The 15,375-nt window shown below is 68.7% G+C and carries 17 protein-coding genes and 1 pseudogene; 6 read left to right on the top strand and 12 right to left on the bottom strand.

All coding sequences use genetic code 11. The annotated features are described in order from the left end of the window. On the top strand, positions 1-446 hold a 446-nt coding region (locus AC1DCG_RS23460), incomplete at its 5' end, for a DUF2846 domain-containing protein (RefSeq protein ID WP_477041700.1). 60 nt (positions 447-506) lie between these two features. On the opposite strand, the gene AC1DCG_RS23465 is transcribed toward AC1DCG_RS23460, so the two are convergent. From AC1DCG_RS23465 to AC1DCG_RS23475, 3 genes are all read right to left on the bottom strand, one after another. Continuing rightward, positions 507-2,105 (bottom strand): peptide chain release factor 3, encoded by a 1,599-nt coding sequence (locus tag AC1DCG_RS23465; protein ID WP_477027816.1) that lies wholly within the window; start codon positions 2,103-2,105, stop codon positions 507-509. A 9-nt stretch (positions 2,106-2,114) separates the two neighbouring features. Then, positions 2,115-3,749 (bottom strand): DUF1570 domain-containing protein, encoded by a 1,635-nt coding sequence (locus AC1DCG_RS23470; RefSeq protein WP_477027815.1) that lies wholly within the window; start codon positions 3,747-3,749, stop codon positions 2,115-2,117. A 145-nt stretch (positions 3,750-3,894) separates the two neighbouring features. Beyond that, entirely contained in the window at positions 3,895-5,586 is a 1,692-nt protein-coding gene (locus AC1DCG_RS23475) for a tetratricopeptide repeat protein (protein WP_477041701.1), read from the bottom strand. Positions 5,587-5,807: 221 nt separating this feature from the next. On the opposite strand from AC1DCG_RS23475, the gene AC1DCG_RS23480 reads away from it, so the two are divergent. Then, on the top strand, positions 5,808-5,945 hold the full coding sequence (locus tag AC1DCG_RS23480) for a hypothetical protein (protein ID WP_165256844.1): 138 nt from the start codon (positions 5,808-5,810) through the stop codon (positions 5,943-5,945). Between the two features lie 16 nt (positions 5,946-5,961). Here AC1DCG_RS23480 and AC1DCG_RS23485 read toward each other — a convergent pair whose 3' ends face one another. Both AC1DCG_RS23485 and AC1DCG_RS23490 read right to left on the bottom strand, forming a co-directional pair. Then, on the bottom strand, positions 5,962-6,342 hold the full coding sequence (locus tag AC1DCG_RS23485; protein WP_058347174.1) for a hypothetical protein: 381 nt from the start codon (positions 6,340-6,342) through the stop codon (positions 5,962-5,964). A 123-nt stretch (positions 6,343-6,465) separates the two neighbouring features. After that, positions 6,466-6,795: a DUF1491 family protein gene (locus AC1DCG_RS23490; RefSeq protein WP_165256846.1), complete on the bottom strand. Its 330-nt coding sequence runs from the start codon at positions 6,793-6,795 to the stop codon at positions 6,466-6,468. Between the two features lie 69 nt (positions 6,796-6,864). On the opposite strand from AC1DCG_RS23490, the gene AC1DCG_RS23495 reads away from it, so the two are divergent. Together AC1DCG_RS23495 and AC1DCG_RS23500 are read left to right on the top strand one after the other, a co-directional pair. After that, on the top strand, positions 6,865-7,764 hold the full coding sequence (locus tag AC1DCG_RS23495) for a hypothetical protein (protein ID WP_477027813.1): 900 nt from the start codon (positions 6,865-6,867) through the stop codon (positions 7,762-7,764). Positions 7,765-7,820: 56 nt separating this feature from the next. Next, a complete protein-coding gene (locus AC1DCG_RS23500; protein ID WP_477027812.1) occupies positions 7,821-8,564 on the top strand; it encodes a DNA polymerase III subunit epsilon in 744 nt (247 codons plus the stop codon). A gap of 9 nt (positions 8,565-8,573) precedes the next feature. Here the strand turns inward: AC1DCG_RS23500 and AC1DCG_RS23505 are convergent, their stop codons facing one another. Both AC1DCG_RS23505 and AC1DCG_RS23510 read right to left on the bottom strand, forming a co-directional pair. Next, positions 8,574-8,981 (bottom strand): MliC family protein, encoded by a 408-nt coding sequence (locus tag AC1DCG_RS23505; RefSeq protein ID WP_477027811.1) that lies wholly within the window; start codon positions 8,979-8,981, stop codon positions 8,574-8,576. A gap of 67 nt (positions 8,982-9,048) precedes the next feature. After that, positions 9,049-9,363: a metalloregulator ArsR/SmtB family transcription factor gene (locus tag AC1DCG_RS23510; RefSeq protein ID WP_477027810.1), complete on the bottom strand. Its 315-nt coding sequence runs from the start codon at positions 9,361-9,363 to the stop codon at positions 9,049-9,051. Between the two features lie 83 nt (positions 9,364-9,446). Between AC1DCG_RS23510 and AC1DCG_RS23515 the strand changes: the two genes are divergently transcribed. Next, a complete protein-coding gene (locus tag AC1DCG_RS23515) occupies positions 9,447-9,893 on the top strand; it encodes a hypothetical protein (RefSeq protein ID WP_477027809.1) in 447 nt (148 codons plus the stop codon). Positions 9,894-9,964: 71 nt separating this feature from the next. Then, a complete protein-coding gene (locus AC1DCG_RS23520) occupies positions 9,965-10,465 on the top strand; it encodes a hypothetical protein (protein ID WP_477027808.1) in 501 nt (166 codons plus the stop codon). A 12-nt stretch (positions 10,466-10,477) separates the two neighbouring features. Here AC1DCG_RS23520 and folP read toward each other — a convergent pair whose 3' ends face one another. From folP to AC1DCG_RS23545, 5 genes and pseudogenes are all read right to left on the bottom strand, one after another. Continuing rightward, positions 10,478-11,293, bottom strand: coding sequence for a dihydropteroate synthase (gene folP / locus AC1DCG_RS23525; RefSeq protein ID WP_477037231.1), 816 nt, complete (start codon positions 11,291-11,293; stop codon positions 10,478-10,480). Positions 11,294-11,326: 33 nt separating this feature from the next. Continuing rightward, positions 11,327-11,806 carry a YbjN domain-containing protein gene (locus AC1DCG_RS23530; protein WP_165256858.1) on the bottom strand — a complete coding sequence of 160 codons (480 nt, stop codon included), beginning with the start codon at positions 11,804-11,806 and terminating at the stop codon, positions 11,327-11,329. A gap of 34 nt (positions 11,807-11,840) precedes the next feature. After that, positions 11,841-12,842, bottom strand: a complete 1,002-nt coding sequence (locus AC1DCG_RS23535; protein WP_477027806.1) for an alpha/beta fold hydrolase — start codon at positions 12,840-12,842, stop codon at positions 11,841-11,843. Between the two features lie 80 nt (positions 12,843-12,922). Further along, the gene (gene ftsH / locus AC1DCG_RS23540; protein WP_165256860.1) at positions 12,923-14,803 is read right to left on the bottom strand and encodes an ATP-dependent zinc metalloprotease FtsH; all 1,881 of its coding nucleotides are present in this window, start codon (positions 14,801-14,803) and stop codon (positions 12,923-12,925) included. A gap of 76 nt (positions 14,804-14,879) precedes the next feature. After that, positions 14,880-15,375: pseudogene (locus AC1DCG_RS23545) on the bottom strand (tRNA lysidine(34) synthetase TilS); the annotation flags it as partial.

Below are 15,375 nucleotides of genomic sequence, written 5' to 3' on the forward strand. Positions count from 1 at the left end.
CGGCCGAGCAGCCCGCTCCGGCTCCGGCCGAAGCCCCGGCGGCCGCTGCGACGCCGACCGAAACCCCGGCCGCCGCGCCGGCCGTCGCGACCGCCGACGCCGTCCTCGGCACGCCGGCCCAGGGCAAGGGCCAGATCGTCTTCTTCCGTCCGGGCAAGTTCGTCGGCGCCGCCGTCAGCTTCAAGGTCCGCGAAGGCGAGACCGAGCTCGGCAAGCTGAGCAACGGCAGCTACTTCATCATCGACGTCGCCCCGGGCGCGCACGAATACGTCGTGCACTCCGAGGTCAAGGACGTGCTGCCCGTTGAGATCGACGAGGGCGAGGTCTATTACGTCCAGGGCTCGCTCAACATGGGCGTCATGGTCGGCCGCCCGAACCTGTCGCCCTCCGACAAGCTGAAGTTCGAAGGCGCCGGCAAGATGAAGCTGACCAAGCTGAAGTCGTAAGCGCCGCTTTCAAGCGAACATGGAAAAGGCCGGGATCGCTCCCGGCCTTTTCTTTTGGGCTCAGCCCCGTTCCTTGGTCCGCTCGAAGCGCACCTTCGGGTAGCGCTCGGCGACATAGCCGATCTCCCAGGCGCTCTTGCCCAGGAACACCGGCTGCTCGTCGATGTCGCGGCCCATGGCCGACTTGTGCTTGTTCTCGAAATCCTCGACGTCGGCGCGTTCGCCGACCAGCCAGCGGGCCTCGGCGTAGGGGCTGGCCTCGAAGATCACGTCCAGCTGGTACTCGTTGCTCAGGCGGTCGGCCATGACCTCGAACTGCAGCTGACCGACGGCGCCGACGATGAAGTCACTGCCGATCATCGGACGGAACAGCTGGGTGACGCCCTCCTCGGCCAGGCCTTCCAGCGCCTTCTTCAGATGCTTGGCCTTCAGCGGATCCTTCACGCGCACGCGGCGCAGGATTTCCGGGGCGAAGTTGGGCAGGCCCGCAAAGCGCAGGGCGCCGGTCTCCGACAGGCTGTCGCCCACCCGCAGCACGCCGTGGTTGGGAATACCGATCACGTCGCCGGCGAAGGCGTCCTCGGCCAGTTCGCGGTCGGAGGCGAAGAACATGATCGGCGCGTTGACGCTCATGGCCTTGCCCGTGTTCTGGGCCTTCAGCTTCATGCCGCGCGTGAAGCGGCCGCTGGTCAGGCGCAGGAAGGCGATCCGGTCGCGGTGATTGGGGTCCATGTTGGCCTGGACCTTGAACACGAAACCCGAGACCTCGTTGTCGCCCGGGGCGACGTGGGTCGCCCCGCCGGCCTTGGTCGCGGCCGCCGGCTTGGGGGCGGGCGCATAGGCGCCGATGCCGGCCAGCAGCTGGTCGACGCCGAAGTGGCGCAGGGCCGAGCCGAAGAACACCGGCGTCATGTGGCCTTCGAGGAACGACTGCACGTCGAACGGCTTGCCGGCCTCGGTGACCAGCATGGCGTTCTCCTCCAGCTCGGCGCGCTCTTCGGGCTCGAGATACTGGACGATGGCGTTGCCGTTGAAGGCGACGGGGTCGGGGTGGCCCTCCTCGTCGGTCGAGCTCTTCTTGGCGTAGGGAATGAACTGCTGGCTGCGCAGGTCCAGCATGCCCTTGAAGCGACCGCCCGAGCCGGCGGGCCAGAACAGCGGCGCCGGATCCAGGGCCAGCTTGGACGACACCTCGTCCAGCAGCTCGAACGGATCCTGGGCCTCGCGGTCCATCTTGTTGATGAAGGTGATGATCGGGATGTCGCGCAGGCGGCACACCTCGAACAGCTTCAGCGTCTGCGGCTCGATGCCCTTGGCGGCGTCCAGCACCATGACGGCCGCGTCGGCGGCGGTCAGGGTGCGGTAGGTGTCTTCCGAGAAGTCCTCGTGGCCCGGGGTGTCCAGCAGGTTGAACATCAGGCCGTCGTGGTCGAACGTCATCACCGAGGCGCTGACCGAGATGCCGCGCTCGCGTTCGATCTTCATCCAGTCCGACTGGGTGCGGCGGGCCTGGCCGCGGGCGCGCACGGCGCCGGCCGCCCGGATCGCCCCGCCGGCCAGCAGCAGGTTTTCCGTCAGCGTCGTCTTGCCGGCGTCCGGGTGGCTGATGATGGCGAAGGTGCGCCGACGGGCGGCTTCAGCGGCGGGAGAGGTGCTCATCCCGCGCAGTTACCCGCCCGGCGCGTCCTTGTCACCTTCCGCCGAAGCCTGAGCCGGCGCGGCGGCGTCGCCGGCCGAGGCCCCCAGGGCCTCGCCGTCGGCCTTGCCCTCCATCCGGGCCAGCATCTGGGTAGCCTGTCGCGACATGCCGCCGCCGTGCGGATCGCCGGCCACAGGCGTCAGCAGCTCGCGCGCCAACTCGTACTGCTTGGCCCGGATGAACAGCCGCGCGGCGTTCATCCGGATGGGGAAGTTCTGCGGCGCGATGCTCGCCGCCCGGAAGACGACGTTCAGGGTGTTCTCGCTGGGCTCCTTGTCCAGCGACTTGGCCTCGGCATAGCCGTAGAGCGTCAGGTAGTTGTCGGGATCGACCTTGTGGGCGCGGCCGAGATAGGTGGCCGCGTCGGCGTAGATGGCCTTGGCCTTCTCGCGCTGGGCCGGGTCGCGGGCCAGCCGCCGGGCCGTCTCCAGCCGGCTGTAGGCCATCACCTGCAGCGTCTCCAGATCGGTCGGGCGCTCCTCCAGCAAGGCCTTCAGCAGCGCCTCGCCCTTGTCGCGGTCGCCGATCTTGCACTCGGCCCGGGCCAGCGCCAGGCGGCTGTAGTACTCCTTCGGGCGCTTGGCGGCGGCGCGGCGCACCTTCTCCAGCAGTTCGGGAGCGTCGTCCTTGGGAACGCCCAGCTTCAGGCGCTGGACCTCCAGCAGCAGGTCGTCGGCCCCGGCCGGCATGCGGGTGATCGTCAGGGCGGGCGTCGGCGGCTCGGGACGGGTCAGCACCCGCCCGGCCAGCTTGTTCTGCTTGACGTAGTCCTTGAGCGCCTTCTCCAGCGCCGGCGCGTCCTGGCCGTAGATCTTGGTCCAGCTGGCCATCGGGTCGCCGCGTTTGTGCAGCAGGTCCAGATAGTCGTCCAGCTTGGCCTTCCGCTCCTTGTCGCTCCAGATGTAGTGCGTCAGCAGCCAGGACTGGGCGTAGAAGGCCGAGACCTCGTCCTTGGGCAGCTGCGTCACCCGCTTGGACAGCAGGGTGGTGACCGGGATCCACTCGCCCTCGAGCAGGGAGTAGGCGCGCGAGCGGTTATAGTCGCCGATCTGCACGCGCTTGGGCTGCAGGTCGATGGTCATGTAGTACTCGGCCAGCCCTTCGACCAGCCAGCCCGGATAGCTGTCGGGGAAGTACTGCATCATGAAGTGGTGCACGTATTCGTGCAGCACGACGTCGTCGCCGTTGTTCTTGTCGTACTTGCTGGTGTCGGCGCGGACGGCCACGGCGAAGATGTCCTCCACCGGCCGCACATAGACCCCGCGACGGCTCTCGGGACTGCCCGGCATCATCCGCTGCAGCTGGCGATTGTCCTCCAGCAGATAGAGCGGCAGCTTGCGCGGCGTCTCGGCCTTGGTCTTGCCGTGCACCACCCGCAGGACGCCGTCGAAGTCTTCCAGCATCGCCACGTAGCGGCGCAGCATGACCTCGCTGCGCTCGGAATAGACGATGAAGTGGTCGCTCTCGGCCCGCATCCAGCGCCCGGTCGGGTCCGGCGCGACGACGGCGACCGGCGAGACCGCTGTCGGCTGGGCCCAGGCCGAGCCGCATACGCCCAGCGTCGCCGCCAGCGCGACGCCGAAAACCACTCCACGAACCACCACTATCGCCCCCGACGCAATTTGACGTTGAAATTGCGAAAGACGCGAACGATGCGCAAGCCCCCATCGCGGGCGCCCGGACCGCCGGTTCGCGCCAGGGTGGTCGCCCCCGGAAGACAGATCCGTCCTCCGGGGAAGGAAGCAGGCCCTACTTGGCCGCCTCGGCCGCGGCCGGCCGTTGTTCACCGGCGGCCGGCAGCTTGTCGGCGATCTCCTGCAACAGGCGCTGGGCCGAGGAGGCCGCATCGCGGTTGTGCGGATCTCCGGCCACCGGACGCAGCAGAGCCRCGGCCTCGGCGTACTCGCGCCGCATGATCAGCGCCCTGGCCTCGGTCAAGGTGATGGTCTCGACCTGGGGCGCCAGCTCGTGGGCCTTGTCGAGCACCTTCAGCACGTTCTCGCTGGGATAGTTGGCTTCGACCGTCCGGCTGCGGGCGTAGCCGTAGAGAGTCTGATAGCGCCCGTCGTCCAGCCTGAAGGCCTTGCCGAAACTGACCCCGGCGGCCTTGTAGAGCTCGTTGCGGCGATCGGGATCCTTGTCGGCCGCCTGCAGCCGGGCCAGGCCCGCCAGCTCCAGGCCCAGCGGATCCTCCGGATAGTCGGCGGCGTACTGGTCGGCCAGCGCCAGCCCCTTGGCGAAGTCGCCGAAGGTCAGCTCCGCGCGCGCCAGGGCCAGCTTGGGCAAGCGCTGGTCGGGATAGCGCACGGCGGCGGCGCGCACGTCGGCCAGGAGCTTCTTGCGCCATTTGTCACGCACCTCTCGGGCTTCGGCCCTGGCCTTGGCGGCCTCGGCCCGCGCCTTGGCTTCCTTGTCGGTCTCTTCCTTGCCCGGCTTGGCGTCCTGCGGCTTCTCTTCGGTTTCCTCGCCCGCTTCCAGGCCGGCCGCGCGCAGCGAAAGCTCGGCCAGCAGCAGATCGTCGGCCGTCGTCGACAGGCGCAGGATCTCGATCTTGGGCGGCGGCAGGTCGGTCGCGGCCAGCACCTGATACGGAATGGCCGACGAGTTGCCGTAGGCCTTCAGCTTCACCTGCAGCTGGTCGGCCGTCAGGCCGGTGATCGTCTCCATCGACTTGACCGGGTCGCCCCCGTCGCCGACGGCCTTCATGTAGGCCAGCAGCTGCTTGTAGCGGCCGGGGTCGCTCATGAAGTAGTGCGTCATCAGCCAGGCCTGGGCGTAGAACATCGCGGCGCTGTCGCTGCCCTTCAGTTCGGACGGCCGCTTGCCCAGCACCTTGTCGATCGACACCCAGGGGCCATAGGCGACGTCCGCGCCGCGGGTCTTGTTGCGCCCGAGCTCGATCTTGTCGCCGTCGATGACGACCGAGCCGAAGTACTCGGCATAGCCTTCGACCAGCCAGGACGGATAGCCGTAGGGGAAGTACTGCATCATGAAGTGGTGCACGTACTCGTGCTGGATCACGTGGTCGTCCGCGCGCTGGCGCAGGGCCATGGCGAAGATCTCGTCGATGTCGGCCTTGTAGAACCCCTGGACGCCGGAATTGACCGTCGGCCAGACGATCTTGAACTCGTCGACGTCGCCGACGAGGTAGAGCGTCAGCTTGCGCGGCGGAACCCCGTTGATCGGCAGCCCGTGCCGAAACCGCAGCAGGCTGTCGAACAGCTCCAGCTTGGCGACGTACTCACGCAGCACCCGCTCGTCGCCGTTGCTGTAGACGGTGAAGCGAGGGCTTTCCGCCCGCATCCACTTGCCGCCCTTGCCGGACCTGACCACGAGGCCGTCGATCGCCCCCAGGTCCTGCGCCGAAACCTGGCCGGCGCCCAGCACGCCGGCCGTCAGGGCGACGGCCAGCGCCGCGCCCCTGATCCCCCAAATCCCCATCTCACACTCAAACTAAAGCCCAGCTTCACCGCAACCTTAGGCCGCGCGCACCGCCGATCAAGCGTTGACGCCCCAGGCGCCGCCAGACGGCTGTCGCAGCCGCAAAGTGCGGCGCCGCGACGCTCCGCATCAATGCCCCTACACAACATGAGGTTTTGGGATCATGCTGCCCTGGTCGCACACGATCGTCATGAAGAACGACGGGCGACGGAGGAAACGACATGGCTCTGGCCGAAGACCCTCGTGACCACATCCGTCGGCGCCCGCTGGGGCAGAGCGCGCTCTGCCTGGGCACGGTGCTGGCCGGACTGGTGGTGATCGCCCTCGTCCTGAACATCGTGGCCGGCCTGCTGATGTAGCAAGCCGCCGGCGACGTCAGGCCGCCAGCCGGCGCCAGACCTGGCGATCGGCTTCGAGATTGGTCAGTTGGCCGGCCTTCTGACGTTGATGCAGCGCGCCCATGACCTCCAGGCCGATCTGGGCGTAGCGCACCTGCACCTGCTCGATCAGGCAGCCGCGCGCGGGCGCGACGAACAGCACCGCGTTGATCTCGGGCGCCTTGGCGATGATCAGGGCCGCAAGGCGCTTGGCCTTCTCCACCTGCTTGTGGTGCAGCAGCGGCTCCTCGGCATAGAGCTCCTTGCCCAACTCGGCGACGAAGTTCAGCGACAGGGCGGCGAAACGGTCGCGCGTCATCGGCGGCGACAGTTCGGCGGCGTCCAGGCTGAGCACGACGTCGTTCATCAGGAAGAGCATGGGCGGATGACGGGGGCTGCTTCAGAGACCTGCGACATCCTGCCGCGCTCTACTTTCGGTCTGGTTTAGCGGCAGGGTTAATGCTGTGGATCGTTGCAAGAACGCCGTGCGACAGGGCGCCGCTCAGCCCTCGACCGCTTCGGTGAGGAAATGCCGCCCCTCGCGATCCTCGATCTCCACCACCCAGACGTCGGGATCGATGCGGGCCGCACGCTCGGCATAGGCGTCGAGGTCCGGTTCGAAGTCCGACTTGATGGGCTGCATCCACACCCGCTCGCCGTCGCCGCGCGTGGCCTCGCTGTAGAGACGCACGGTTCCGGCCCGGCGATCGACTACCTTGACCAGAACCGCGCCGGCCCTGGCGTCGCCCTTGCGCACCACCATGGCGAAGGCCCCGCCCAGCTCGGCGCGGCGGATCAGCGCGCCCACCCAAAGATCCGTCGAAAGAAGCATCGCTAACCGAACCGCAACCAGGAGCGGCTAAGGTCCGCTCGAACATCCTCTCTCGCAGAATACGAGAAAATGGCCACCGTGAAGACCTCCGCCCCGCGAAAGCGGCGCCTGGCGGCGACGCTCGTCGCCGCGGCCGCCCTGGGCGCAGCCCAGACGGCCATGGCCACGCCCTCCGACGTCTTCTACGAACGCAGCCTGATGAGCGCCGCCGGCGCGCGCTGCGGCCTGTTCAGCCCTTCGCTGTCGGGCGCCCTCGACGCCGGCAGGGCCCAGGCCCGGGGTGCGGCCCTGCGCGCCGGGGCCAGCGTCGACCAGCTGAACGGCGTGCAGCAGCGCGCCCACGCCAAGGCCGCCTCCGTACCCTGCGGCTCCCAGGACCTGACCACCGCCGCCAATCGCGTGCGCAAGGCCTTCGAAGGCTACGCCCTGCTGCAACGGATGAACTATCCGGGCGACCGCGCCAGCTGGCAGGCCGACCGCGCCAGCTCGGCGACCATCCCGTTCTGGCGCCTGTCGCAGACGGCCGGCTTCGGCGGCGACCGGCTGGTGTTCGGCCTGGCCGGCCGCAACACCGAGCTGCTGGCCGTGGCGACCTTCGCCGACGGCGCGCGCCCCTACACCGCGCGGCTGGTCATGCGCGATCCGGGCCTCACCCTGGGTCCCTATCTGCGGGCCCGCGCGGGCGGCGGCCTTGCCGACAACGCCGCCCCGCGCGCCGCCAGCCGCATGTTCGCGCCCGAGACCCGCGACGCCGCCCCCGCCCCCACCCTGCTGCCGACCGGCGCCAAGACCGGCATGAGCTTCCGCTTTCCGCGCGAAGCCGCCGACGCCATCGCCCAGCTCGACCCGCGCGAGGCGATCACCATCGAGTTCGTGATCCAAGCCCGCGGCGGCCAGGAGATCGTGCGCCGGGCCTATGTCGAAGTCGGCGACTTCGCCGCCGGCCGGGCCTTCCTGCGAGTCAGCTGACAGATTTGGGCGCCGGGTCGTTTGGCCCCGCCTCGCCTCGGGTCCATATTCGGGTGATGACACGCATCCGCGTCATCGATCTGGAGACCGCCGGCAACGGACCGCACGACGTCTGCGAGATCGGCTGGCAGGACGTCGTCCACGACCCCGGCGGGTCCTGGCGCCTGGACGAGGCTCGCGGGGCGCTGCTGATCAATCCCGGCCGCCCGATCTCGCCGGAAACCATGGCCGTTCACCACATCCTCGACGCCGAGGTGGCCGAGGCGCCGTTCTGGAAGGACGCCGCGCCGGCCATCCTGCGTCCCGAAGGCGGCGTGGCGGCCCTGGCGGCCCATCGCGCCTCGTTCGAGCAGCGCTACTGCACGCCCGCCCTGGCCGGCGGGGCGGCGTGGATCTGCACCTGGAAATGCGCCCTGCGGCTCTGGCCGCACCTTTCCAGCTTCTCCAACCAGATGCTGCGCTACCAGCGCATGCCAGAGGGCCTGGTCCACGAGATCGGCCTGCCGGCGCACCGCGCCATGCCCGACGCCTATGTGACCGCCCACCACCTGCGCGACATGCTCAACGAGGCGTCCCTGGAGCAACTGCTGGCCTGGAGCGCCGAGCCGGGCCTGCTGCCGCGCGCGCCTAGGGGTCCCGAGCGCGGCAAGGCCTGGAGCCAGTTGGGCGACGAGCCGCTGCGGGCGCTGGCCCAGGATCGCGACCCCGACATCCGGTTCAGCGCCGAGACCGAACTACGCCGCCGCGGCAAGGCCGCGCCGGTCGAGACCATCGAGCCGGCGCAGCGGACGCTGCTCTAGCCCTAGCGCCTATTTGGCCGCATCCGCGGGCGCCATGCACTCGACCGGCTTGGCGCTGGCGACGTCCTCGCCGTCCTTGAGCGGGGCGACCATCCCCTCGGTCATGCCCTTGGTCCACCATTGCAGGCCCTCGCCCACATAGCGCGCGCCGCTGGCCGACATGGCGACGGTCAGCGTGCGGGTCTTGTCGCCGTATTCGACCACGGCGGTCTTGTCGTCGGGATAGGTCGCCTTCAGCACGCTGCCGTCGGCGCAGGCGTAGACGATCTGCTTGGCCTCGGGGGCGGCGGGCGTCGCGGGCGGCGGGCTCTGGGCCAGGTTGTCGGGCGTCGGCGCCGGCTTGGGCGCCTCGGTCTTCTTCTCGCAGGCGGTCAGGGCCAGGACGGCCAGGCCGGCGACGAACAGCGGACGGATCATGAGAAGACTCCCCGAAAAGCGAAGGTTCGAGGAGCCTATAACGTCGGCCGGCCGACGTCGTTGCCGGTCACTCGCCGTCGCGGTCGATCTTGATCTGCGCGCTTTCGGCCTTTAGCGGCCTGGACACCGGACAGACCTCCTGAACGAAGTCGTTCAGCGTGTTGACCAGGCTGTCGCGCACCAGGCTGTAGTGCACGAACTGGCCCCGCTTCTCGCTCTTCACCAGACCGGCCGCCTCCAGGATCGACAGGTGCTGCGACACCGCCGGCTTGGAGATCTCGAAGCGCGAGGCGATCTCGCCCGCCGTCAGGTCGGCATGGGCCAGATAGGCCAGGATCTTGCGCCGGACCGTCGACGACAGGGCTTCGAACACGCGTTGCATGCGTCGGTATTTAAGCGGTTCGCTAATCACTTGCAAATTAGCAGTAAGATATTTAAGGAATAACTTATTCAAAGGGGCCCGCTGTGCGACCTTCCAGAACCAATCCCGGCAAGGTCATCAGCGCCCTGTTCGTCGGCGGCTTTGTCGGCGCGGCGCTGACCAGCACGGCCCTGGCCGTGATAGGCGCGATCCCATTCCTGATGACCGGCCGAGCGGACGGCATCAGCGGGGCGCTAGGCGTCGGACTGATGTCGGCGCCGTTCAGCCTGATGATCTGGATGACCGGCGTGGTGCTGATCGGCGCGCCGTGCTGGGCCGTACTGCACGCTTTCAACATCCGCTCGCCCAAGGCCGGCGCCCTTCTCGGCGCAATCCTGGTCTTCGTCGTCACGGCAGGCGTGCTGCTGCTTCTCACCTCCATGGAGCGCGGGGCCGGGCTCTGGTTCTTCTCCGGCAGCCTGGCGGCGATCGGCGCCATAGCCGGATGGGCGGCGGCGCTCACGGCCTATGAGAAAGACGCCGCGTGCTGAGCGCCCCTCACGAAGCCCCTCCAAGCCGTCCGCTCGCTCGCGCCGGCCAGATCAAGTTGACGTGGCGCGACGTGAAGATCGGCATGGTCGGAACTGCGGCCGCCCTATGGCTCGTCGCCGGCTGCGCTCCGGTCGAGCAGCCCGCGAGCGCTCAGAACGTCGCATCGGTCGAGATCCCGCTGGAGACCAGGAAGGACCATGACGATCTCGTGGCCATGTTGCGTCGTCATGCGGCCGCTGACGCACAGGACGGCATCCATGTGGACGACGGTAGCGAGACGTGGGTGAAGTTTCAGCGGGAAGCCGACGTCTTTGAGCCGCACCAGCGAGCCACGATCTATGTCGGCGTCTCACGCGGACCGAACGACGAGGCGACGGAAATCATCGTCCAGGACTTTCTCCATCCTGGCCAGGCCGTGGTGAGCTTCATGCGGGGCGACCCGCCGGAACGCGCGACCCGACTGCGCGAGGGGCTGCTGGCCGAGATCGCCGCTCGTTGGCCAAGCGCCAAGATCGAACCGACACCAAGCCAAACGGCGCCGAAAGCCGGGGCGCCGCCTACTGCGAAATAGCCGCCGGAAAGCTCACCCCGCCGCCGCCGCGATCGCCTTCCACACCGCCAGGGCCTGGCTCATTTCGCGCACGTCGTGGACGCGCACGGCCTCCACGCCGCAGGCCGCGCCGTGCAGGTGGACGGCCAGGGAGCCGCCCAGGCGGTGGCGAGCGTCCTGGGCGCGGGGATCGATGACGGCGATAAAGCGCTTGCGGCTGGCGCCCAGCAGCACGCGATAGCCCAGGGCGTTGAAGCGCGGCAGGGCGGCCAGCAGGGCCAGGTTGTGCTCCAGCGTCTTGCCAAAACCGATGCCGGGGTCGAGCCAGATCTTCTCGCGCTCGACGCCCGCGGCCATGGCGGTCAGCGCCCGGGCCAGCAGGAAGGCCTCGACCTCGGCGACGACGTCGTCGTAGCGCGGCTCGTCCTGCATGGTGCCGGGCTCGCCACGCATGTGCATCAGGATCACTTCGCAGCCGAGCTCGGCGGCGACCTCGGGGGCGTCGGGCGCGAAACGCAGGGCGGCCACGTCGTTCCAGATGTCGGCCCCGGCCTCGACGGCGGCGCGGGCCACGCGGGGCTTCATGGTGTCGATCGAGATGACGACGTCGCTCTCGGCGCGGATGGCGCGGATCAGCGGAACCACGCGGGCGATCTCGTCGGCCTCAGACACCGGATCGGCGCCGGGCCGCGTGCTCTCGCCGCCGATGTCGAGGATCGACGCGCCGTCGTCGATCAGCTGGCGGGCGTGGGACAGGGCGGCGGCGGGATCGAAGAACCGGCCGCCGTCGGAGAAGCTGTCGGGCGTGACGTTGACCACGCCCATGACGCTTGGAACGGCTTGGATCATGGGGCGAGGATGTACCCCCCTCGCCCCGTCGCGTCACCAGCCGATGAAGGTGGTGAAGTCGTCGATCATCGAGGTCCAGACGCCGAAGTCGTCATCCAGGACGTCGGTCGTGCGGCCGGCGTTCAGGTTGACGTCGTACTGGACGTAGGGGTCGCCGTCGTCGTCGATATAGGCCTTGAGATAGCGGTTATCGCGGTTCCACTCGTTGATCTTGCCGGCCGAGAGCGGGGTCTTCATGTCGAAACCGGCCGAGAACTGGATCGCCTTGCAGCGCGGCTTGGCGGTGCAGTCGTAGAAGTAGATGTCGAAATTGACGCCGTTGGCGGCGCTCTTGATGTGCGGGTCGCCGGTCTTGTCGGTGAGCAGTTCGGCCTTGTAGCCGGCGTCCTGCAGCCACTTGACCACCTCGGGGCCGGTCATGCCGTCGGCATGGATGGGCTTGGGCGCGGCCAGGGCCGCAGCGGGCGAGACCAGCATGGCCGCGGCCAGCAGGATCGGCATCGACGTCTTCATCGACTTCCCTTTCGTTCAACTTCGAAAGGAAGCTCTACCGGCCTTCGCCGAGGAAGGCCAGAACGGCGGCGTTGAACCGCTCCGTGCGCTCCAGGTGCAGCAGGTGGCCGGCGTCGAACGCCTCGACACGGGCGTTCCGCATCGTCGGGGCCAGGGCCTGGGCCCGAGCCAGGACATGGCCGAAGCGCGGCTTGTCCTCGGGCTTGGCGTAGCCCTTGCCGGGCGCGGTGCCGTCGCGCTCGCCGGCCAGGATCAGAACCGGCGCCGCCACCTTGGGCAGGTCCTGAAGATAGGGCTGGTCGCGGATGGCCACGGCGCTGGCGGCGAAGCTGCGGGCGTAGCGCGGCCACTCGCCCGAGCGCTTGAGCCCTTCGCGCAGCTCGACGAACGGCGCCATGGCCTGGCGCGGCAAGGTCAGGCCGTAGCTGGTCATCAGCTCGTTCAGATAGGCGTCCGGCCCCTTGGCCTCGTCGTCTGCGACCAGCGTCTCCAGCGGCGTGGACGGCGTGTACAGGCGATAGTCCTCCAGCCCGACGGGGCCGTACATGACCAGCCTTCCGGTGCGGTCGGGATGGGCCAGGGCCCAGCGCACGCCGACATGGTTGCCCATCGAGTGGGCCACGACGTCGACCCTGTTGATCTTCAGGCGGTCCAGCAGGGCCGTGGTGTCCTCCACCATGCGGTCGAAGCGGACGGGAACGTCGTCGAGCTTTGAGGACTTGCCGAATTGGATCTGGTCGGGCGCGACGACCCGATAGCCGGCCCCGGTCAGGGCCTCGATGGTCGGCGCCCAGTAGCCGGCCGGGAAGTTGCGGCCGTGCAGCAGCAACACCGTGCGTCCGTTGGCCGGGCCGGTCGGCGCGACGTCCATGTAGGCCATGCGCACCGCGTGGCCGCCATACTCCAGCGGCAGGAAGGCCACCGGGTGCGGATAGGCGTAGTTCTCCAGCGCGACCCCGACGGCGGGCGGCTGGGCGGCCCGCGCGGCGATCGGAAGCGAAAGCGCCAGCACGGCGGCGACGAGAGCGGTCTTCATGGGGCTACCTAACGCGCAAAACAAAAGCCGGACCCGAGAACGGATCCGGCTTTCGCATTATTCGAAGGTCTGTCGAACCCTTAGGCGGTGACGCCCGTGGGCGAGACCGGGACCGAAGCGACCGGACCGGTCGGCTTCTTTTCCTCGGGCTCGTCACGCTTGGGCGCGACGCCCTTGGTGACGCCGACGATCTCCTCGCCGCTCAGGGTCTCGAACTCCAGCAGGGCTTTCGCCACCGAGTGCAGGTCTTCCAGCTTCTCGGTCAGGATCCGGCGGGCCTCGTCCTCGCCGCCCTTGACCAGGCGACGGATTTCGCTGTCGATCTTGATCATGGTCTCGGGCGAGACGTTCTGGGTGCGCGCCACCGAGTGGCCGAGGAACACCTCTTCCTGGTTGTCGCCGTAGGCCACGGTGCCCAGGTCGTCGGAGAAGCCCCAGCGGGTGACCATGTTGCGGGCCAAGTTGGTGGCCGCGCTGATGTCGCTCGACGCGCCCGAGGTGATCTTCTCCTTGCCGAAGATCAGCTCTTCCGCCACGCGGCCGGCCATCATGATGGCCAGGCGCGAGGTCATCTGGTCGAAGCTCATCGAGTAGCGGTCGCCTTCCGGCAGTTGCATGACCATGCCCAGGGCGCGGCCGCGCGGCACGATGGTGGCCTTGTGCACCGGGTCGGCGACCGGGACGTTCAGGGCCACCAGGGCGTGGCCGCCCTCGTGGTAGGCCGTCAGCTTCTTCTCGTCCTCGCTCATGGCCATCGAGCGGCGCTCGGCGCCCATCATCACCTTGTCCTTGGCGTGCTCGAAGTCGTGCATGGTGACCATGCGGCGGTTCTTGCGCGCGGCGGTCAGGGCCGCCTCGTTGACCAGGTTGGCCAGGTCCGCGCCCGAGAAGCCGGGGGTGCCGCGGGCCAGCGTCTTGACGTCGACGTCGGCGGCCAGCGGCACGTTCTTCATGTGCACGCGCAGGATCTTCTCGCGGCCGGCGACGTCCGGGTTAGGCACCACGACCTGGCGGTCGAAGCGGCCCGGACGCAGCAGGGCGGGGTCCAGCACGTCGGGACGGTTGGTGGCGGCGATCAGGATGATGCCTTCGTTGGCCTCGAAGCCGTCCATCTCGACCAGCAGCTGGTTGAGGGTCTGCTCGCGCTCGTCGTTGCCGCCGCCCAGGCCGGCGCCGCGGTGGCGACCGACGGCGTCGATTTCGTCGATGAAGATGATGCAGGGGGCGTTCTTCTTGGCCTGCTCGAACATGTCGCGCACGCGGCTGGCGCCGACGCCGACGAACATCTCGACGAAGTCCGAACCGGAGATGGTGAAGAACGGCACGCCCGCCTCACCCGCGACGGCGCGGGCGATCAGGGTCTTACCCGTACCGGGAGGGCCGACCAGCAGGGCGCCCTTGGGGATCTTGCCGCCCAGGCGCTGGAACTTGGCCGGGTCCTTCAGGAAGTCGACGACCTCCTGCAGTTCTTCCTTGGCCTCGTCCACGCCGGCGACGTCGTCGAACAGCACGCGGTTCTTGTTCTCGGTCAGCAGGCGGGCCTTGGACTTGCCGAAGCCCATCGCGCCCTTCGTGCCGCCCTGCATCTGGCGCATGAAGAAGATCCACACGCCGATCAGCAGAAGGATCGGCAGCATGTTCAGGAACAGGTTGACCAGGCTGAAGCGGCCGCCGTCCTGGATCTTGATCTCGGCGTTGCGCGCTTCGAGACGCTTGATCAGGTCCTCGTTGTTGGGCGGGGCGTTGACGGTGTAGGTCGTCTTGCCGTCCGGCGAGGCGATCTTGACCTGCTGCCCGTTGATCTCGGCGGATTTCACCTGACCCGCGTCGATGTTCTTGAGCAGCTGCGAATAGCTGATCTCGCCGGCGCGCCCGGTCGGGCCGCCCTGGCGCAGAACGCTGTAGGCCATGATGAGGACGAAAACGACCCCAAGCCAGATGGCGACATTCCTCAGATTCATACGCGTCGTCTTCCCAAAGATAGCGCTCGTCGACCCAAGATAGGACGGCGGAAGGCTTTTCGCCACGCGCGCGATGTCATGTCGCGGGTTCTTGATCGACAAGGCCGGTCGCGGCCTCGAACCTTTCCCGGATCAGCACGCGCGCGCGGATCGTCCCGTCCCCTGCAAGGATCGGGCTAGAAACGGCGCCGGAGGCGTCGACAGCCGCCGGCAGGATCGGACGGACGGCCGCCGGAAACCCTTTCAGGGCCTGCCTTTCGTCCGCCGGCAGACGGCTGGCCAGTCCGCCGAGCGGGCGGATGGTGGTCGGCGCGCGGCCCGCGGTGATCTCGTAGCGGCCGTCCCAGACGCCGGTCTCGCCGGCGGCCAGCGCCAGCGGCGATAGGCCGCTGCGCCTGCCCTCCCCCGCCTCCCGCGCGATGAGCACGCCGCCGGCGTCGGCGACGATCCGCGCGCCGGCCAGCGAGGCGGTGAAGGTCTCGTCCGACCGCAGGCGGCCGACCAGGCGCTCCAGCCGCTCGCCGCGCGGCGGCGTGGTCGTGCCGGCCGCGCACAGGCAGGCGGCGGCGATC

The sequence above is a fragment of the Caulobacter sp. 10L414 genome, from assembly GCF_056395525.1.